This window comes from Ekhidna lutea, assembly GCF_900188325.1.
Lineage (GTDB): Bacteria > Bacteroidota > Bacteroidia > Cytophagales > Cyclobacteriaceae > Ekhidna > Ekhidna lutea.
Genome location: NZ_FZPD01000001.1, coordinates 387,832 through 407,680, shown reverse-complemented (window position 1 = coordinate 407,680; position 19,849 = coordinate 387,832). Strand labels below are relative to the sequence as shown.

General features: G+C 40.9%; 22 protein-coding genes. 12 read left to right on the top strand and 10 right to left on the bottom strand.

Annotated features, from left to right (window positions below; translation table 11 throughout):
* Positions 1-2: 2 nt before the first annotated feature.
* From CHB71_RS01715 to CHB71_RS01695, 5 genes are read right to left on the bottom strand one after another with little or no spacing between them, the layout of a single operon-like run.
* Complete coding sequence (locus CHB71_RS01715; protein WP_089355151.1) at positions 3-905, bottom strand: alpha/beta fold hydrolase; 903 nt, start codon at positions 903-905, stop codon at positions 3-5.
* A gap of 25 nt (positions 906-930) precedes the next feature.
* A complete protein-coding gene (locus tag CHB71_RS01710; RefSeq protein ID WP_089355150.1) occupies positions 931-1,896 on the bottom strand; it encodes a polyprenyl synthetase family protein in 966 nt (321 codons plus the stop codon).
* Positions 1,897-1,933: 37 nt separating this feature from the next.
* Positions 1,934-3,022, bottom strand: a complete 1,089-nt coding sequence (locus CHB71_RS01705; RefSeq protein ID WP_089355149.1) for a chorismate mutase — start codon at positions 3,020-3,022, stop codon at positions 1,934-1,936.
* Positions 3,019-4,182, bottom strand: a complete 1,164-nt coding sequence (locus CHB71_RS01700) for a pyridoxal phosphate-dependent aminotransferase (protein ID WP_089355148.1) — start codon at positions 4,180-4,182, stop codon at positions 3,019-3,021. The genes CHB71_RS01705 and CHB71_RS01700 overlap by 4 nt, the downstream gene beginning before the upstream one ends.
* Positions 4,175-4,999 carry a prephenate dehydratase gene (locus CHB71_RS01695; RefSeq protein ID WP_089355147.1) on the bottom strand — a complete coding sequence of 275 codons (825 nt, stop codon included), beginning with the start codon at positions 4,997-4,999 and terminating at the stop codon, positions 4,175-4,177. The genes CHB71_RS01700 and CHB71_RS01695 overlap by 8 nt, the downstream gene beginning before the upstream one ends.
* A gap of 263 nt (positions 5,000-5,262) precedes the next feature.
* Between CHB71_RS01695 and CHB71_RS01690 the strand changes: the two genes are divergently transcribed.
* The gene (locus CHB71_RS01690; protein ID WP_089355146.1) at positions 5,263-5,454 is read left to right on the top strand and encodes a hypothetical protein; all 192 of its coding nucleotides are present in this window, start codon (positions 5,263-5,265) and stop codon (positions 5,452-5,454) included.
* Here CHB71_RS01690 and CHB71_RS01685 read toward each other — a convergent pair.
* Genes CHB71_RS01685 through CHB71_RS01675 form a run of 3 tightly spaced genes read right to left on the bottom strand, consistent with a single transcriptional unit; the run spans position 5,440 to position 8,535 of the window.
* Positions 5,440-5,787, bottom strand: a complete 348-nt coding sequence (locus CHB71_RS01685; protein ID WP_144017295.1) for a hypothetical protein — start codon at positions 5,785-5,787, stop codon at positions 5,440-5,442. The genes CHB71_RS01690 and CHB71_RS01685 overlap by 15 nt on opposite strands.
* A gap of 52 nt (positions 5,788-5,839) precedes the next feature.
* Entirely contained in the window at positions 5,840-6,025 is a 186-nt protein-coding gene (locus CHB71_RS18915) for a hypothetical protein (RefSeq protein ID WP_089355144.1), read from the bottom strand.
* Positions 6,026-6,075: 50 nt separating this feature from the next.
* A complete protein-coding gene (locus CHB71_RS01675; protein ID WP_089355597.1) occupies positions 6,076-8,535 on the bottom strand; it encodes a zinc-dependent metalloprotease in 2,460 nt (819 codons plus the stop codon).
* 50 nt (positions 8,536-8,585) lie between these two features.
* On the opposite strand from CHB71_RS01675, the gene CHB71_RS01670 reads away from it, so the two are divergent.
* From CHB71_RS01670 to CHB71_RS01660, 3 genes are read left to right on the top strand one after another with little or no spacing between them, the layout of a single operon-like run.
* The gene (locus CHB71_RS01670) at positions 8,586-9,440 is read left to right on the top strand and encodes an alpha/beta hydrolase (RefSeq protein ID WP_089355143.1); all 855 of its coding nucleotides are present in this window, start codon (positions 8,586-8,588) and stop codon (positions 9,438-9,440) included.
* Between the two features lie 7 nt (positions 9,441-9,447).
* Positions 9,448-10,248: an alpha/beta hydrolase gene (locus tag CHB71_RS01665; RefSeq protein WP_089355142.1), complete on the top strand. Its 801-nt coding sequence runs from the start codon at positions 9,448-9,450 to the stop codon at positions 10,246-10,248.
* Positions 10,238-10,774, top strand: a complete 537-nt coding sequence (locus CHB71_RS01660; protein ID WP_089355141.1) for a 2'-5' RNA ligase family protein — start codon at positions 10,238-10,240, stop codon at positions 10,772-10,774. Before CHB71_RS01665 ends, CHB71_RS01660 begins: the two co-directional genes overlap by 11 nt.
* On the opposite strand, the gene CHB71_RS01655 is transcribed toward CHB71_RS01660, so the two are convergent.
* Positions 10,775-11,260 carry a DUF6702 family protein gene (locus tag CHB71_RS01655; RefSeq protein ID WP_089355140.1) on the bottom strand — a complete coding sequence of 162 codons (486 nt, stop codon included), beginning with the start codon at positions 11,258-11,260 and terminating at the stop codon, positions 10,775-10,777.
* A 104-nt stretch (positions 11,261-11,364) separates the two neighbouring features.
* Between CHB71_RS01655 and CHB71_RS01650 the strand changes: the two genes are divergently transcribed.
* The 5 genes from CHB71_RS01650 (at position 11,365) to CHB71_RS01630 (ending at position 16,818) form a co-directional block, all read left to right on the top strand.
* Positions 11,365-11,952: a HupE/UreJ family protein gene (locus tag CHB71_RS01650; RefSeq protein WP_089355139.1), complete on the top strand. Its 588-nt coding sequence runs from the start codon at positions 11,365-11,367 to the stop codon at positions 11,950-11,952.
* 24 nt (positions 11,953-11,976) lie between these two features.
* The gene (locus tag CHB71_RS01645) at positions 11,977-14,214 is read left to right on the top strand and encodes a M1 family metallopeptidase (protein WP_089355138.1); all 2,238 of its coding nucleotides are present in this window, start codon (positions 11,977-11,979) and stop codon (positions 14,212-14,214) included.
* A gap of 91 nt (positions 14,215-14,305) precedes the next feature.
* Positions 14,306-15,103 (top strand): hypothetical protein, encoded by a 798-nt coding sequence (locus CHB71_RS01640; protein ID WP_245811196.1) that lies wholly within the window; start codon positions 14,306-14,308, stop codon positions 15,101-15,103.
* 12 nt (positions 15,104-15,115) lie between these two features.
* A complete protein-coding gene (locus CHB71_RS01635) occupies positions 15,116-16,492 on the top strand; it encodes a sensor histidine kinase (protein WP_089355137.1) in 1,377 nt (458 codons plus the stop codon).
* Positions 16,493-16,536: 44 nt separating this feature from the next.
* The gene (locus CHB71_RS01630; RefSeq protein ID WP_221406659.1) at positions 16,537-16,818 is read left to right on the top strand and encodes a DUF427 domain-containing protein; all 282 of its coding nucleotides are present in this window, start codon (positions 16,537-16,539) and stop codon (positions 16,816-16,818) included.
* Here CHB71_RS01630 and CHB71_RS01625 read toward each other — a convergent pair.
* Positions 16,815-18,014 (bottom strand): lipoprotein N-acyltransferase Lnb domain-containing protein, encoded by a 1,200-nt coding sequence (locus CHB71_RS01625; protein WP_089355135.1) that lies wholly within the window; start codon positions 18,012-18,014, stop codon positions 16,815-16,817. The two genes, CHB71_RS01630 and CHB71_RS01625, sit on opposite strands and share 4 nt — an antisense overlap.
* Before the next feature lie 145 nt (positions 18,015-18,159).
* Between CHB71_RS01625 and CHB71_RS01620 the strand changes: the two genes are divergently transcribed.
* Genes CHB71_RS01620 through CHB71_RS01610 form a run of 3 tightly spaced genes read left to right on the top strand, consistent with a single transcriptional unit; the run spans position 18,160 to position 19,825 of the window.
* Entirely contained in the window at positions 18,160-18,468 is a 309-nt protein-coding gene (locus tag CHB71_RS01620; protein ID WP_089355134.1) for a nucleotidyltransferase family protein, read from the top strand.
* Complete coding sequence (locus tag CHB71_RS01615) at positions 18,458-18,793, top strand: HepT-like ribonuclease domain-containing protein (protein WP_089355133.1); 336 nt, start codon at positions 18,458-18,460, stop codon at positions 18,791-18,793. Before CHB71_RS01620 ends, CHB71_RS01615 begins: the two co-directional genes overlap by 11 nt.
* Positions 18,794-18,802: 9 nt before the next feature.
* Entirely contained in the window at positions 18,803-19,825 is a 1,023-nt protein-coding gene (locus CHB71_RS01610) for a radical SAM/SPASM domain-containing protein (RefSeq protein ID WP_089355132.1), read from the top strand.
* Positions 19,826-19,849 lie beyond the last annotated feature (24 nt).

Genomic DNA, 19,849 nt, shown 5'->3' with positions numbered 1-19,849 from the left:
GTTCAATTGTTTACAAATTCTAAAATCGTACGTTCAAATTTTTCAGGCTGCTCAATAAATGAAAAATGTCCAGAATTAAAAATAATCAACTCCGCATTTAACGCGTCCGCCAATACTGAGTCTGCTTCTAAAGCAGTTAAGTCATTAACTCCATGTATTATCATAGAAGGAATTGATAATACTGAAAGTTCCTTTATATAATCTCGATTCGGCGATTTAAAACTTCTGATAAGTTTCTGAGATGCTATAAAGTTTTCGTTAAGCTTCAGATTAATTTCATTGGCTGTCTCTGGGTTTTCAAATGTTAATGAAAAAGTATTCTGGAAAAGCGCTTCATAGGCACCCAATTCTTGATTAATGAAGGCTTCAGACGACATAATTGAATCTCTTTTAGCTAAATAAGCACTGTCGAAAGCGAGAATTTGCTTTTGTTTAACCAGCTCATTAAACTGTGTTGTCAACGGGATCGGGTGGGCATAAATTATACCTGATATATTATTGGGGTATTTGAGCATATAAGAGGACGCAATGTGAGCTCCCCAAGAATGAGCTAATAAATAGATTTTTTTTGTTCCAATTTTTCTTCTTAATTCTTCAATATCCTCAACAAACATGGGCATATTCATTGATTTTGGATCTACCTCAATCGATGATCTGCCGGAAGCTCTCTGATCATAAAAAATCAGTTGAAAATCGTTGGACAATGGCGCTAAATGGGGAAGAAAATAGTCGTGGCTCATGCCTGGACCACCATGTATTACAATTAGTGGTTCGCCAGATCCCATAATTTTTACATAAAGGTCAGTATTGTTTATCTCCATGAGTCCCTCAAATTCTGTTTTTTCAGGACTACAACCAATGACCAGAAGAATTATGAAGAAAATAGTGTTAATTGATTTGTTCATTTCATAAAATACTAAAATAGAAAGGTTACTGTTCTCTATTCATTAAGCGTCTTAAGAACTCAGCTAATTGGTCCTTCCCATCTTTTCTTGCATCAAATTGATTCAATAATTCAAAAGCTTCATCATAATAGTCGTTCATCTTCTTCTGAGTCAACTCGAATATGCCGATCTCTTCATAAATGGACTTTACAGCTTTTACCTTATCATCAACCTCATAGTCCGATGCGGACAGCCATTTGTCCAGCTCTTTTCTTTGAGCGGGAGCAGCTAATTCGAGGGCCTTGATTAGTAAATAGGTCTTTTTGTTTGAAGCAATATCTCCACCAACTTGTTTGCCGAATTTGGCTTTATCTCCATACACATCCAGTAGATCATCCATCAGCTGAAAGCCAATGCCTGCCTTCACTCCAATTGCATTCAGTTTGGCTAACTGGTCAGTTTTCATCCCTGCCAACAGTCCGCCATACTCAAGACTAAAACCTAGCAACACAGCCGTTTTCAGTCTGATCATTTCAATATATTGACCCTCAGTGACCGTTTCAAATTCTTCAAAATTCATATCAAGTTGCTGCCCCTCACATACTTCTACCGCACATTTATTGAACTTTTGAATGGCTAATGGAAGTGATTGATGTGGACCAGTCAATAACTGATCGTAAGCTTTGACCATCATCGTGTCTCCGCTGAGTATTGCGACCGTATTGTTCCACTTTTCATGTACGGTTGGTTTGCCACGACGAATAGGAGCCAGGTCCATAATGTCGTCATGCATCAAAGTGAAGTTGTGAAAGATCTCAACTGTGAGGGATGGGTCAATGATTGATTCAATGTCCTCGTTCTTCAATCCATAACCTAGGAGCACCAACATCGGTCTGAGTCGCTTTCCACCCAGTGACAGGATATATCTTATTGGGTCGTATAGGTTTTGAGGATGCTCACCAAGTGGTAAATTGGCAAGTGATGAGTCAATTTTTTCGAGCAGATCTTTCATTGGCTGCAAGATAAAACCACAAACGCATTCGGTTGTTTTATTCTTTCTCTAACTCGGTACGATTCATAACTTCGTTTTGGTGCTCGATTGATTCCTGGTGAATGGCATTGAGGTAGCGAATCATAAAGTTCTTAGATAGCCCTTGCAGCTTTCCGGTTTCAGAGGCTTTTTCAATGATTTCTTCCCATCTATTCGTTTGAAGGATTGTAATTCCTTTTTCTCTTTTCACCAGACCGATTTCTTCGGCCACCTTCATTCGTTCGCCCAGGAGTTTAATCAAATCATCATCAATAAGGTCTATCTGACTTCTTAGCATGGACAGTTTCTGAGAAAGATCTTCATCCGAAATATTGGGTCGCCTGACCACCAAATTATCAATGATGATCTCCAAATCTTTGGGCGTCAACTGCTGGTCTTTATCACTCAGCGCATTGGATGGATCAATGTGAGATTCCAGCATGAGCCCGTCAAAATCCATGTCTAGCGCCTGCTGCGAAACGGCATGAAGCAAATCCCTTTTTCCACAAATGTGGCTTGGATCACAAACCATGGGTATCTCAGGAAACCTTCGCTTCATCTCAATGGCAAGCTGCCATTTCGGATCGTTTCGGTAAACGCTGTTTCCATATTGGGCAAAGCCTCGATGAATTAACCCCAGCTTAGTAATACCCGCTCCATGTAATCGCTCCAATGCTCCAGTCCACAACTCAATGTCAGCATGAACCGGGTTTTTGATCATCACCGTTGCATCCGTACCCTTCAGCGCGTCTGCAATTTCCTGCACCGAAAAGGGATTCACGGTAGTTCGAGCGCCCACCCAGAGAATATCTACTCCGTGTTTCAATGCCTCAAAAACATGATTAAAATTCGCCACTTCTACAGCCGTGGGTAAACCTGTTGCCTCTTTCGCTTTTTTCAGCCACTGCAGACCTTCAACCCCCACCCCTTCAAAACTATTGGGTCGGGTTCGGGGCTTCCAAATGCCTGCTCGCAGGATATCAACCTTCCCGGATTTTGCAATGGTAGTACAGGTTTCAAGGACCTGCTCTTCGGTTTCCGCACTGCAAGGGCCGGATATGATAACCGGTCGTTTTTCTTTAAAAATTGCTATCGGTGATGTCTTCATCTTGTTTCGTTTAGGCGGTTTAGTGTTTCATTCCACACGCTCTCCGGACTACAAAGTGAAAAGCGAATGTACCTTTTTCCATTGGATCCGAAAATCGAGCCTGGCGGGACAAAGATTTTATGTTCCTCCAATAGCATATCTGAAAAATGCTCCGCATCCACTTCAGTATCAGGAATTTTGCCCCAAACAAACATGCCCGAGGAATTGGTACAATAGCTGCAATTCAAATTATCCAGAATTTTATACACCATGTGTTTTCTTGAGAGATAAACTTCATTTAACGCACCAAACCAACTTTCATCAAGGGTCAGTGCCTTTATCGCTGCTTTTAGCATCGGCTTAAACTGACCCGAATCTACCTGACTCTTAAAAGTTAAAACTGTTTCTAAGAGCCCCTGGTTTCCTACCAGCATCCCCACGCGCCAACCGGCCATATTGTGTGACTTAGACAAGCTATTCAACTCAAGTACGTGATCATCTGGAGAGCAGGCTGACAGAATACTCATCGGACGATCAGTCAAAATGAAAGCATAGGGATTGTCATTGATCAACACGATGTTGTTCTTTCGGGTGAAGCGAATCAATTTATCAAACAATTCGTGTGACCCTGACGATCCGGTAGGCATGTGCGGATAATTCACCCACATGATTTTTACCGAAGTAAGATCCATTTCTTCCAACACATCAAAATCTGGTTGATATTGATTTTCCTCCTTCAGGTCATAGTGGATTATGTCAGCTCCCGCCATTTTGGAAGCCGTTTCGTATGCAGGGTATCCGGGGTTGGGAATCAAAACACTATCGCCATCATCCAGCAAGGACATACAGATATGCGTAATGCCTTCCTTAGAACCAATCAGAGGCAGAACTTCTCTGTCAGGATCAAGTTGGCAGTCAAAGAAGCGCTGATACCAATTTGCAATGGCCGACCTAAGCTCCGGAAGTCCTTTATAGCTCTGATATTGGTGGGCGCCATTTTCAAGAATGGCACTATTAAATTCGGCAATCACGGAAGGATGCGGTGGAAGATCCGGACTTCCGATACCCAGGTTTAACACCTCCATTCCTTGCTTCCGAATGGCATCAATTTGTTGAAGCTTTTTGGAGAAATAGTATTCACCAATACCTCGTATTCGACGCGCTGAAACTACATTATTCATAAATTTTACCCTTTTTGTAAACCCCTAAATTTTCGATCACCTCAGACAGGCTTGCTAGTTCATGAAAGACCTTGCTTTTTTGGCCAGAATCAGAGAATTCCAAATCCATGAAGAAACCATAGGTTCGCTCCCAACCCGAAACCGGATGTGATTGCAGCTTGCTAAGGTTAACCCTCAGATCGCTGACTGCCGTTAGCACTTTGGCTAAAGCTCCCGGCTCATGCTTCGTTTCCAAATAAATGGATGCTTTGTCTGTTTCTTCCTCAGCCTGGTTTGATGATTTGGTTAAGACGAGAAATCGTGTGAAACTCTCCTTATTTTCAATACCGCTCTGAAGAATGGTTAGGTCATAGGTTTTGGCAGCCAGGGAACTTGCTATAGCTGCCACCTGACTCAACTTGTTTTCTTTAATGTGGCGAGCACTTCCTGCGGTATCAAAAGATTCCACTACTCTCAACCTTTCATGATTGTCCAGAAAATTGGAGCACTGACGAATTGCCATCTGATGAGATTGGATCTCTTTCAGGTCTGAAATACTTGTTCCATTGTAGACCATCAGGTTCATTTTGACCTGAAGGATTACCTCTCCACAGATCGTCAATCCACCCTGACGAAGCAATGCATAATTTGGAATGATGCAACCGGCTAATGAATTCTCAATGGCCATCAAACCAAAGTCAGCTTCGCTCTCAAGCACTTGATTGACCACACTTCTGAATGTCTCACATTCATTCAGCATGATTTGATCTCCGAAGTGGTGGAGTGCAGCTTCATGATGAAAGCTGCCTTTTAATCCCTGGATCGCAATTCGTTTCATTTTTTAACCTTCTTCATTGGCTGTCGGCCCTGCCGACAATAAAAAAGGCCTCCCTTTTGGGGAGGCCTCTGTAAAATTTCTTATACAACAGATATACTAAAGCCACCCCATTATCCGCTCTGGATAAAAGAAATAGTAGCTAAAGTAAAATGATACCTGTGCGTTCATATGTGAGTAAATAGAAGTGAGAAATTTTTTAAATGCAAGTCATAAAAGAAATTAATTTTGAAACAAGTGGACTTCTTTGAAAGGAAAATAAACTAATGGCACAATCAAATACCATTGATATCGAAAAGCTAAAACGATCTGAATACGTTAAATCTTACCAAGATCTTGGCCAAGATGAGTACATAATGAATATAGCAGAGGAAGGAATTGAGGATTACTTAAAACAGTTAGATGAATATCTGACAGGTTTTGAAAACCTGTCAGATATAACTTCAAGTGAATTCTAACTCCAGTTTTTCTAACCCCTTTATGGCCTGATCATGAAATGTCTTAAAGACTTCATTTGATCCAAACCAGTTTTGCACTTCTTTCCGCTTAATTCTTGTAAGCTTATCAGACACAATTGCATGATAGCTACTATGCTCCCAATCAGCTATAGATTTAGTGAATCCATGATGCAAAGGATTGTGGTGGATATAGAAAATTACATTAGTCAAATAAGACTCATTCTCAATTGCTTTTGCCTTAAATGGTCGGTTGAATAAAGAGCCTCTTCTGTCATACATTTTGTTGTACGCTTTCGCATAGCTCACAAACAGATTGCTGAATTTTTTAGACAAAAAATCAGACAGGTTTTGGAAACCTGTCTGATTTAGTTTTTCTAGTTCATTCTCATCCTTTATTCAGAACCAAAAAGTGAAAATGATTTGGCATCAGGCAATACGCATAAGAGTCAGCAATTGGCTCAATATGATGACTCCATTTTCTTAAAAAGAAATTGTAATTCTCCTCATTTCGAAAGAGGTTCTCGCTTCCATTAGCATGATTGTAGATATGGTAGAATCTGCCCGCTTCCATCTTATTTATAAATCCGACAGGTCTCGAAGACCTGTCAGGATTGAGTTCAATCAAAAATCACAACTCCCAATCGGAGAACCATCCGGTGCTTTGATTGGATCTGGAATTTTAAACTCGTCTGGTTCCTCTAAAAATCGATCGATTTGACTCACTACGTATTGATAATAAGTCCCGTCATCATTGGTACTTCTACTGGTTCGGCCGGAAGCATATGATTTGATCTCTTTGATTTTTGCCAGCGTTTTAGCTCTCACCTCATCATAAGCTCGATCACTAACCGCAAGTCCCATAAGCTGTTTCAACATTTCCATTTCCACCACTTTTTGAATAGTTCGATCCGAAGCGGTTGTTGAAGGGCTCATCCATGTTGCAGACGTAACCCGATCTAATACTGCATCTACACCAGGCTGTTTTGCGTCTCTGGCTTTATATGTCAGAAGCCTATTAAATCGATCCGCATTGAAAATGAAACCAAATGGCAAACTTGCTGCAGTCTCCACTGCTGCCAGGTAATCAAATGCCGGACCTGTTCGCGACTGGAATGTCTCGCGCGATCTTCCATAACCAAATGCTCGTGGTGGAATTTGACTTAACAGCTGTTCTGGCAGTTTTAAACTCTCTGGCTTCACTGCATTCAGCAAAGCCTCTAGTGCCGCCATTTGCTCATTTGCAGAAATCATTTCAGTTATTACCTGATCACTACCACGTAGTGCATAGCTATAATTCAGTCCGCCAATCAATTTAGAAGTACCATCAACCTGATATCGATGGAACAAATACATTGGTACCAACACCTCCTCGATGGAGCTCATAGGCATGCCGGTTTTGATTGCCTTTTCTGAGAACTTATCCAGAATGGTTCTTCTGATTTTCATCATGCGGTTCAGTTCCACAGCAGCATTGGAGCCATTGTCCCACAGGTGAGCCTCAGGATGTAAACCACTAGCCGGGCGAGCATCCTGATCCGTGATGTATCTCAAATCACTGTCAAAAGCTTCATCCAAAATGGCTCTGAGTTTTTCCTCATTTTCGCCCTCCGGAAAATCGCTATATCCATAGGTTATCGTTACTTTATCCCATGCCCCAATTTTATCATCATAAGCCTCGCTTAAGTCTATGTTCCCCTGATCATCCATCTTCACGTAGGGATGAGGATAATCCATCACTGATGCCCGATCATTGACACTTGCTGCAAAATTGTGAGCCAAACCAATCGTGTGACCCACCTCATGCGCAGAAAGCTGACGCAATCTGGCTAGGGACATTTCGGTCATGGCATTGGGAGTTTCATCGCCATTTTCATACGGTTGTAATAGACCCGTGGCTATTAAAAAATCTTGTCTTACTCGCAATGATCCCAAACTTACGTGCCCCTTGATCATCTCCCCTGTTCGTGGATCAGTGACTCCTCCTCCGTAACTCCATCCTCTGGTAGATCGGTGAACCCACTGAATCACATTGTAGCGAACGTCTAAGGGATGCGCTCCTTCCGGCATAACTTTCACCTGAAAAGCATCCTTGTACCCGGCTGCCTCAAACGCCCGATTCCACCAGCTTGCTCCTTCGATCAAAGCAGAACGAACAGGCTCAGGAGCTCCTCTATCTACATAATAAATGATAGGCTCCACAGCTTCACTTACTTCTGCATTCGGATCTTTCTTTTTCAATCGGTGGCGTACAATGAATCGCTTCACCAAAGGCTCTTCGATAGGCGTGGCATAATCCTGATATGAGATATTGAAGAAGCCACTTCTCGGGTCAAATACTCTTGGCGTATAGTCATCATCCGGTAGCTCTATAAAGGAATGATGGGTACGTACAGTCACCGCATCCGGGGTGGGGGTCACCGACCGAAGGTTCCATCCTTTTGCATCTCCGCTAAAAGTAAGTAGCGATTCGAACTCGGTGTTTTTGGGAAAGTTAAAAGTTGCATCCATGTAGAGTGCGGATCTGGATTTATCAACCGAGAAGTTTCCTTGATTTGAACGTTGAAGTGTCCCGCTTACATCATGAGAATCTCTTAACAACCAATCCGTGATGTCGATCAGGTAAGCGGTCTCACTTTTTGTGTTGATCTCAAAGCCACCAATTACGGAGCTAGCAAAAGCCTCAGCTACCGATTTTACTTCATCCTGATTGTCGCTGACTGCCCGATAATCATAATTCGGCTGAATCAATAACAATTTATTTCCATGTTTTTCGAACTTCACTACTCGTTCTCTTCCCAGCTGTCCACGGTCGAGTCCAATGTCATTGGATCCAATCCCAGCAGCAAGGGAATTCACATATAAAAATTCCTGACCTAAGCTGCTTACCTCCAGGAACACTCTTCCTACTTCTTCATCGTAATAGAAATTGAAAAAGCCCTCCTGCTTTTGCATGCCTGAGGTAAATTCAGCAATACTGTTTGATGGTGCCTTAGATTGTGAAGTTGCGGGAGTGTTAGATGATTGGCAACCGGTGAAAATGATCGCTAATAATAAAGTGACCAGAAAAGGGTAGGTTCTCATTGTTGTATATTTATAATCTGTTCGAATTATCAATTCATTAAAGTAAAACATTGATCACCACAATCATATTAATAATTGTATCAATCTATGTTATCGTTAATGTAGCGGCATATTTCTTACAGGAGAAGTTTTTGTTCAAACCGGAAAAACTCCCAACTGACTTTCAATTCAAGTACGATGAGCAACATGTAGTAGAGCACAACCTCTACATTGGGGATGATGTACGGATCAATGGCGTACACTTCAGCGTACCTAAACCTAAAGGGGTGGTCATTTACCTAAAGGGTAACTCCCGGTCGATCAAAGGATGGGGGAAGTTTGCCATTGATTTTAACCGTCTCGAATTTGATGTGGTGATGGTGGATTATCGGGGATTTGGAAAGAGTACAGGAAGAAGATCTGAAAAGGAGATTAAAAGTGACCTGCAAAAAGTCTATGACATCCTGAAAGGCAAAGTGGATGAAAAGTACATCACCATCTATGGGCGGTCGATGGGTTCGGGATTTGCGGCTAAACTAGCGAGTAATAACAACCCGAAAATGTTGATTCTTGAATCTCCATATTACAGCATGCGGAAAGTTGCCAAACGATACATTCCCTTTCTCCCAGCATCGCTCATTCTTAGGTTTCCATTGACTACATACAAGTGGATCAAGTACGTCAAGTGTCCCATCAAAATCATCCATGGAACGAAAGATAAGCTTATCCCTTACAAGTCAAGCTTGGCTCTTGCGGAAATTAACCCAACACTCACCCGGTTGTATTCTGTGATTGGCGGTGGGCACAACAACCTGCATACCTTTGAAGAGTATCATCGAATGCTCGAAGAAGCATTAAGCACGTCGGAGCTAAAACCGATTGATCCCGAACGATCTAGTTTGAATTTTGTGAAAAAGAAAAATTAATTAGAAAGTGTCTGCATTTCGAATACTTGTTGTTGCGTTGCTATGTATCTATGTGCTGATTGGATTAGGTATATACCTTTTGCAGGAAAGCCTCATTTTCTTGCCGCAATCTCTGCCTGAAGATTATGAATACTCTTTCGAAAAAGATTTTGAGGAACATGATCTAACCATGAAAGATGGAGCAGTCATCAATGCATTGTACTTCAAACAACAAGATTCCAAAGGGCTGATCGTATACTTTCATGGGAATGCCGGCAATCTTGCCAGATGGGGAGAGATTGCTATACCTTTTGTTGATTTGGGCTATGAGGTGCTTATAACAGACTATCGAGGGTATGGCAAAAGCACCGGAAAACGGTCAGAGAAAAAGATGCTTCAGGACGCAGATGAGATATATGCTTTTGCAAACAAACTGGAGATAGAGGAACGGATCATTTTATTTGGGCGATCCTTAGGTTCTGCTTTTGCTTCTTATCTGGCGGGTAAAAACACACCAACTAAACTCATTCTGGAGAGCCCTTTTTACAGCCTGCCCGGAGTGGCAGGTAAAATGTTCCCAATCTATCCTACGTCCACGTTGTTGAGGTTTCGGTTTCATAATGCCCGCTATTTGAAAAATACCAAGACACCAATTTACATTTTTCATGGAACAGAAGACGAGGTAGTGCCTTATGAATCTGGAAAAAAGTTAGCGACAAAATTTGAAGAACGATCAACCTTCATTTCTATACCTGGCGGACATCATAATGACCTTGCTGCATTTGATGAATATTGGAGAGAGATAGAAATCGTATTGAATGATGAGTGAAGCACTTTATTTCATAGCCGTACTACCTCCTCCAAAAATTCAGAATGAAATAACTGGGCTGAAGCATGAAATATCCGAAAAATATGAAAGCAAACATGCACTAAAATCACCTCCTCACATCACGCTTCATATGCCCTTTAAGTGGAAAGAAAAACGATATGATGAACTAGCTGATTTAATGAGAAACCTGAATAGCGATTTAGAACCTTTTGAAGTACAGCTTAAAGGTTTTGACTTCTTTGAACCACGTGTGGTTTTTGTGGATGTGGTGGAAAATCAAATGCTGGAGGAGGTCCAAAAGAATGTGGTTAATGCCTGTAGAAAACAGCTCAAGTTGGATAATGCGAACTACAAAAACCGACCCTTCCATCCACATGTGACCATTGGGTTTCGTGACCTGAAAAAGCGAATGTTTTATGAAGCGAAGAAAGAGTTTGAAAAAAGAGAAGTGAGTTTTGAATTTCCAGTGAATGAAATCGCACTTCTTAAACATGATGGCAAGAAATGGAATATCCATAAGTTTTAATCACTCCCACTCAAAAACCACCGAATCCTCACTTTCAAATAACCTCGCACTCTGTACATCATCAAAGGCACGAAAGTGAACCAGGTTTTCCTGATCACCCCACACCTCATGCAGGATGCTGTTCCACACTTTCACCTGCTTTAGTTTCTTCACTTTTTCAATCTCGATGTAGCACCACATCACATCCTCCTCGATCTCCGCTCCGATATAGTTTAGCTCATACGCTCGTCCCTTTTCATCCCAAAGCTTCATCCGATCTAGCATGTATTTTTCAAGATTTTCATTGACAAAATCCCAGCTTTCCTCTGCCAGGATATCCAGTTTTTCATCTCCGGAGAAGGCACGCAGTGCCAACTCCAGGTCATCCAGAAATATGCGGGTGCTGATCTGAATCGCTTTCTTATCCTCTTTGTACTTAATATCTGATACACTTACATGGAACGGATGAAATAGTGATTGAAAAAAGATGAGTGACAGTGTAATCATGACCCAAATCTAGACAAACAGCGTGCCTCAGTGCAATACCGCTCATCAAATCATCCGGTTAGTTAAATCGTGAGATCAAATCCTTGTTTTATATTCGCTCCCCCATGAGTGAGTTTAGCTTGTATTACGGACTAGGCTTTGACCATATTTTGGATGTCAATGGCTATGACCATATCCTCTTTGTTGTAGTGCTTTGTGCATTATATCAGTCAACAGACTGGAAAAAGGTATTAATCCTTGTCACTGCATTCACCATTGGTCATTCGATCACGCTTGCATTAGCGACCATGAGAATCATTAAGATCAATGCAGATCTGATTGAGTTTTTAATTCCAGTCACTATTTTGATAACAGCCATTTCTAACCTTTTCACCAAAGAGGACAGAATTGCGGAAGGAAAAATATGGAGAAACTATGGATATGCTGGTTTTTTCGGGTTGATACACGGGCTTGGCTTTTCCAATTACCTAAGAGCACTTCTTGGAACAGATAAAACAATCATACTTCAGCTTTTTGCCTTTAATGTAGGATTAGAGGTAGGTCAAATAATAGTCGTTGGATTATTCATGATTGTTAGCTTCATTTTCGTCGGAATTGGAGGGGTGACCCGCAAAGACTGGAAGATGATCATATCATCAGCCGTTGGGGGTATAGCTCTCATGCTGATGCTGGATACAAATTATTTAAACTGAAAACATTATTAACTAAAACGTACTATGAAGAATAGCATTCTACTAATCGTAGCGTTTTTGGTCAGCACCGTTACAATGGCGCAGGATCGAAAACAAAAAGACACAGAGTGGGAGCAGAAGTTTGAGCAGCTAGGTACAATGCTGCCAACGCCCAATGTGTACCGCACTGCAAGTGGAGCTCCTGGTCATCAGTACTGGCAGCAAAAGGCGGATTACAAGATGAATATCGTTTTGGATGATAACAACCAAACAATTACCGGGAGTGAAACAATCACCTATTACAACAACTCTCCTGATGATCTGGAATATTTATGGGTGCAACTTGACCAAAACATGCGTGCCAGTGATTCTGAAACTCCACTTATTGGGACTTCAAGTATGAAAGATTCACTAGATGCAATTGAGGTTTTTCGCTTAACCGGCGATCAGGACTATGATGGAGGATTCAAAATCAAATCAGTACAAAGTGCTGGAAAAGATATGACGTATTTCATCAATAAAACGATGATGCGAATCGACTTAGCAAAGCCATTAAAGGCTGGCGAAAACATGACATTCAGCATCGACTGGATGTACAACATCAACAACCGTATGACCGATGGTGGACGGTCCGGACTAGAGTACTTTGAAGAAGAGGACAACTACTTGTACACAATTGCTCAGTTCTTTCCGCGAATGGCCGTTTACATTGATAATGAGGGGTGGCAGAACAAGCAGTTTTTAGGTGATGGAGAGTTTGCCTTGACATTTGGAGACTATGAGGTTGACCTTACAGTTCCTTCAGATTTTATCGTTGGTGCCACCGGTACTTTGCAAAACCCAAAGGAAGTTTTGACTGAGGAGCAGCAAGAGCGATTTGAGCAGGCAAAGAAATCTTATGATAAGCCAGTAATCATCGTAACCGAAAAGGAGGCGAAAAAGAATGAAAAGTCTAGAGCTTCAGGCACAAAAACGTGGAAGTTTAAAGCGGAAAATGTTAGAGACTATGCATTCTGCGCTTCAAGAAAATTTATCTGGGATGCGATGGCTGTGAAGCTGAGTGAAGGAAATGAGCCTTTAGCTATGTCCTATTATCCGAAGGAAGGAAATCCCCTTTGGGAAGAATGGTCAACTGTGGCAGTAGCGCAAACCTTGAAGACTTATTCGAAGCACACGATAGAGTACCCATATCCGGTAGCGATTTCAGTTCATACGGCTTCTATTGGTATGGAATATCCAATGATTTGCTTCAACTATGGACGCCCTGATCCTGACGGTAGTTATTCAGATCGAATAAAGCATGGAATGATTGGAGTAATCATTCATGAAGTAGGACACAACTTTTTCCCGATGATCATCAACTCAGATGAACGTCAATGGACATGGATGGATGAAGGGCTAAACACGTTTGTTCAATATCTAACTGAGCAGCAACTAACAGACAAACTAGGGTATGAATTCCCATCCAAAAGAGGTCCTGCACATAAGATCGTTGATTACATGAGTGGGGAAGATGGATTGGTTCGTCCGATCATGACCAACTCAGAGCAAATTCGCCAGTTTGGAGCAAATGCTTATGCCAAACCAGCCACGGCTTTGAACATCCTAAGAACTACAGTAATGGGTCCGGAGCTTTTTGATAAAGCATTCAAAACTTATTCTGAAAGATGGGCATTCAAGCACCCCACTCCAGCTGACCTTTTCCGCACGATGGAGGATGCCTCTGCAGTAGACCTTGATTGGTTCTGGAGAGGGTGGTTCTACGGAACTGACTATGTGGACGTAGACCTTGCAAATGTTAGGTGGTTTCAGATGCAGACAGAAGAAAATGGACTTGAAACAAGAAACATCAAAGGGTCAGCACAAGGGATCGATGGTGATGGAAGCAATAGCTTCGGCAGTGACCCTCAAGCGTTTATTTTCGAGGAAAGCACTGGTAAGTACCGAGAGTTTAATGAGACCGTAAAAAATGATAAAATAAAACAATCTGCCGCTGGCAAGAACTTTTATGAGCTCACACTTAAGAATCAGGGGGGTCTGGTTACGCCCGTTTTAATTCAGTGGACTTACGTCGATGGGTCGGTGGAATTTGAGAAAATTCCTGCAGAAATCTGGAGAATCAATGAAAGAGAAGTGAAAAAAGTTTTTATGAAGAAAAAAGAAGTAGCTAAAATTGTGATTGATCCAGATCGTATGACTGCAGATGCATACACGGACAACAATGTTTATCCTCGATCAAATGAAGGTGATCGGTTTGAGCAGTTTAAAGAAGGAAGAGATTAATAATATATAACCAACCTAAACTATAAAGGGAGGCCGCATCGGTCTCCTTTTTTTATTTCATATATTTATAAATCTAGTTAAGAACCTAACAATGAAGAATCTATTATTTATTACATCTTTAGTTGTCGTATTGTCCTCCTGCAGCAAAGGCTCTTCGTCTGGAGAAGCCGCCGATAGTGTAGCTGTAGAAAGTGAATTTATCGAGTATAGCAATCCTCCGGCAGAGGGGTTCAATCAGGAAGACTCAGACTTGCTTGCAACATTGTTAGCAGATAAAACAATGCAAGCAATGGGTGGCAGAGAGGCCTGGGATAATACCAGATATCTTAAGTGGAACTTCTTTGGCAGGAGAAGTCATACATGGGATAAATGGACAGGAAACGTGCGCATAGAAGTTCCGGATAAGGATTTAACAATTTTGATGAACATCAAATCGAAAGAAGGAAAAGCCATGCGAGCAGGGCTGGAAGTAAAAGATTCACTAGATCATTACCTACAAAGGGGATATGAAATGTGGGTTAATGATGCATATTGGCTAGTGATGCCCTTTAAACTCAAAGATTCGGGAGTAACATTGAAATACTTAAGAGAAGACACCACTCAGACTGGCTCTTCTGCCGATGTGGTTAGTTTGTCCTTTGAGGATGTAGGAGTAACTCCGCAAAATGTATATGAGGTGTGGATTGATACAGACTCCAAATTAGTCACTCAGTGGGCCTACTATCCAGACTCATCGACGTTAGAGCCTCGATTCATTACACCATGGGTTGACTATAAGAAGTATGGTGACATCCTCCTCTCAGGAAACAGGGGTAAAAATCAATTGTCAGATATCGAAGTGTTGGATGAAGTACCTGAAGGGACATTTGAGGAGTTTCAGTTAAACTAGCTCTCAGCCTACATGCTTCCACAGCCGGTATTAATCGTAATTGTTCAATATGTCATCCAGGCCCTGATGGCAATGGTAATCATGCTGATTTTACGGAAGTTTTATCGGCAATACCAAAATGAGTTTTACCGATTTTGGTCAATTAGTTGGCTAGCGCTGTTTGTTACGATGATTGGGTCCTGTATTGCATTGGCGAATGCATTTTTACTTCCATTAGATCACCCTTTTAGACTGCTGGTCTCAGTTATTACCTTATATGCTGGTTTTCTTCAAATAGCCTGGCTCTATGCAGGTACGAGAGAAATTAGTCGTACAACAAAGGTTGACAAAAGTAAAATGAGAGCCTTCTTGTTAGTTGCTGTGCCAATCTGCGCAACACTCGTCATTATCCAATATGATGATCCAAATGCAGGCGATTATCGCATTTTTTATCGAGTAGGTATTAAGTCGCTGTTGGCTGGGGGAGTCTTCGTCACTTGTGCCCTGATGCTCAAGAAGATCAGCAAAGCGGGGATTGGAATCCGGTTTATCATCTTTTCATTTATCCTTTACGGGCTCATGCAGCTTAATTACTTTGTTGTTACGCTTTGTGAAATAAATAACATCCCCTATGGTGCAGAGCTTCCCTTTTTTATGGGTGCATTTGAGCTTTTTTTACAATCTCTGATGGGTCTTGGCATGATCATTAGTGTACTTGAAATAGAACAGCATAACCTCAAGAAGGCCAACATCGAACTCGATACCTTTCTTTATCGGTCATCACACGATCTCAGAGCTCCTTTGACGACTATTTCAGGAATCATTTCAATGATCAAGGGTACGGATGATCAGAAGAAAATTGATGAATATCATGAAGCCATACAAAGTAGAATTGATCAAGTAGACAATGTGATCAGAGATATCATAACCCTTAGAAAGGGGCAAAAGTCAGATCTCCGCTTGATTGAAATAAACCTTGAAGATGAGATAAAGAAAGAGTTCGAGCACTTGATTGATCCAAATGTAAAATACCCAGCACTCCATGTCAAAAGCAATAGAAAGCCAATTATTCGTACCGATCCTGCAAGACTACATACCGTCCTCACTAACATTTTGTCTAATGCTATTAAGTATCACGACCTGGAGGGTGATAACCCTAAAATTAGTGTTCAAATTAGTTGCGTCGATGATGGCATAGATTTTTCAATTACGGATAATGGCCAGGGAATCGATCAAAGGCACCTCCCTAAAATTTTTGATATGTTTTTTAGAGCAAGCCAAACTTCACAAGGTACCGGACTAGGATTGTATCTGGTCAGAGACGCTATTGATAACCTGAAAGGTACTATTGGAGTAAAGTCAGAAAAAGGAAAAGGAACGACATTCGACATCCATTTACCAAATTTGTAGGAACCCTTTAATCACAAAATGTCATTATTGTAAAAAACAATATTATGAAAGCAATTTGGAATGGCAAAGTAGTCGCCGAAAGTGATAATACAGTAGTTGTGGAAGGAAATCACTATTTCCCACCTTCAGATATCAAAAAAGAATTTTTCAAAGAAACAAACACACACACTCATTGTCCATGGAAAGGACAAGCCAGTTACTACACGCTAGAAGTAAATGGCGAAGAAAATAAAGATGCAGCGTGGTATTACCCCGAAGCAAGTGAGCTTGCGAAAAACATAGAAAACTATGTGGCTTTCTGGAACGGGGTTAAAGTAGAAAACTAAGCCTTTCCATTTATAGGAAGATTCACCCTTGCTTTTCTCAGATCATAGCTGATGTAAAAGCATCTCAAAACCATTGTCAACACAAGTGGAACGAGAGATTGGTGCAATGGCTGAGGTAGAATAGCCCATATCACCAAAAGCACACAATACCAATAAGCCATTATTTTAAAATACTTATGGAAGAAGATTCGATATTTCTCCATGCTTACCATAAAGATTAAGGGCAAATGGATCGGTATAGCCCAAAGAATATTAAGATTACCCTGTGACAGGTGCTCTGTGCCAAACCATAAGAATGTAACCCACCATCCGGCAAAACCCACTAAAGAAAACAATAACACATCAACCCATTTCGCCCGCTTGCCACTTTTTAGATTACGATGAGTAACAAGTCCGATGACAAAAAACAGAATAACGAAAGTGTTGAATGGTGTGAACAATCCATTCGACTGATTTTTGTTTTTGGGCATAAAAGCGGTCTCCGCTTCTTTCACCAATGGTACACTAACACTGTCGCGTGAAATAGTAGCAGCTCCGAAAGCTTTGTGAATATACTCAGGAAGAAACATGTACTCGCGAGCAGTGGCTTCCTTATCCACTTGCATTCCAAGACCAATATCAATCCCAAGATCACCCCAAGGTTGATAATCGAGATAGTCCTCCATGAGGTCCCGGATCGTTTTATCCTCCTCTTTATAAGTCAAGTCAAATGAGATTCGATCCTGATAAAGGTCATCAACCACGTCTCGAATTTTCGTAGCGCAGTTATCATAAACATAGTTATAGAGATATTCTGCATTCTCCGGTTTTACATTATGCTGAAGAAAATCAAATAGGGCCTGCTTCTCTTCATAGGTAAGATTTAGGTATTGGAGTTTGATATATCGGTCAAGGCTCTTTTGCTGAGCAAAAGCGCGATCCCACTTACGCACACCTACGCGATATTTTAGTAGTCCTTTGGCGAAATTCAGGAAGAAGTTTTTTTGCTCAAAGTCAAACAAACCATAATCATAAAACCAATCTATACGATTCTGAGGGTCATAAATTCTAATGCCATTGTGGCCAAAAGCAGACCACACCTCTCCCTGATAAGGTCCAAAAGTAACAACGGCAATCTCTGCATTCTCAGATAGTCTATATTGGGCAGAGGAAATTGTAAAGCAGAAAATAAGAAGGCTCAGAAATACGAATCTCATGATGCAAGTGTTTACTTTGTTATTGCAATGTTGATTAATCTTCACGATAGCATCTCGCTTGCTTCAAAGCTAACGCCAAAAATGGAAGTATCTATTAAGAAGGAATTTGTGAATCATTGAATGATACATATGGTATTTTTGAACTATGCTTAATTTGGAAAAAGACATTGAGAACTCTATCATGAGACTTTGCAAGAAGCACTATGTGGAATCCTTTGCCCTTTTCGGTTCAGCAGTGCGTCATCAAATGATGAAAGATAGTGACGTTGATTTTCTGGTTCGATTCAATTCAAAACTGAAGCTGCTTGACTATGCAGACAATTACTTTGATCTAAAGAGAGCGCTGGAAAATATCCTTAATAAGGAGGTAGATCTTGTGTCTGAAAGGTCACTAAAAAATCCAATTCTAATCAAGAATATTGAGGAATCTAAAGTCATGCTCTATGAGGCCTGAGGTTCTTAAGTATTTGTTGGACATTGAGTCCATAATATCAGAGATTGAAGAGATCAAAATTCAATTGGATAATGATTTCAAAAAATTTGAAAGCAGTTTCATTATCCGTAGAGCTGTAGAAAGAGAATTAGAAATAATTGGGGAAGCCATCAATAAGCTTAGTAAGCTTGAAGGGAATATTAATATCTCTGGTATTCCAAACATTGTTTCTTTAAGGAACTTAATTATTCATTCATACGACTCCATTGAACCAGAGCTTATTTGGGCGATAATTCATAGGGATATTCCTAAATTAAGTGGGGAAATAGAGAAGCTGAGGAGGTAATTAGATGTTATGTTGATTAATCTTCACGATAGCATCTCGCTTGCTTCAAAGCTAACGCCAAAAAGAATATCCAATGCATGGAGAACCTGGAGAAGCTATGAACGGTCATTGAAAAGTGGTGACCCGGTTATTAAAGGGCTTCCCATTAGCATGGCTATTGAACCTACAACTGCCTGCAACCTAAGGTGTCCTGAGTGCCCAAGTGGTCTACGCTCCTTTACTCGTCCCACTGGAAAATTGGATACCCGGCTTTTTGAGAAGATCATCGAAGATGTAAGTGACCACCTGCTATACCTCACCTTTTACTTTCAGGGAGAACCTTACCTGAACCCTCAGTTTCTGGAAATGGTGGAAATTGCCAATCAACATAAAATCTATACTACCACCTCTACAAATGCTCATTTTTTAGATGATGAAAATGCAAAACGTACAGTAGAATCTGGGCTAAACCGGTTGATTATTTCCATTGATGGTGCTTCCCAAGAAACCTATGAATCTTATCGCAAAGAAGGCGATCTGACTAAGGTGCTGGAAGGAACAAAGAACATTCTGAAATGGCGTAAGAAACTAAAGTCAAAAAGCCCTAAAGTGGTTTGGCAGTTTTTAGTAGTAAAGCCGAATGAGCATGAGATACCTAAAATCAAGCGATTAGCAAAAGAATACGGAGTAGATAAAGTGGCCTTCAAAACAGCTCAAATCTATGATTTTCAAAATGGTAACGAGTTAATACCTACCATTGATAAATACAGTCGATACCGGCTTAATAATGATGGTTCTTATTCGATCAAGAATTCACTGGAAAATAAGTGTTGGAAGATGTGGCAATCTTGCGTTATCACCTGGGATGGTCAGGTAATCCCATGCTGTTTCGACAAAGATGCTTCTCATAGTATGGGGAATGTTTCTAAAAAATCATTTGAAGAAATCTGGTTTTCCAGTCCATACCAAAATTTCCGTAATGCCTTATTAAACGGACGTTCAGAAATAGAAATTTGTAAAAACTGCACCGAGGGGCTGAAGGTTTGGGCCTGATGTACTTATTTCGCACTTCAATTC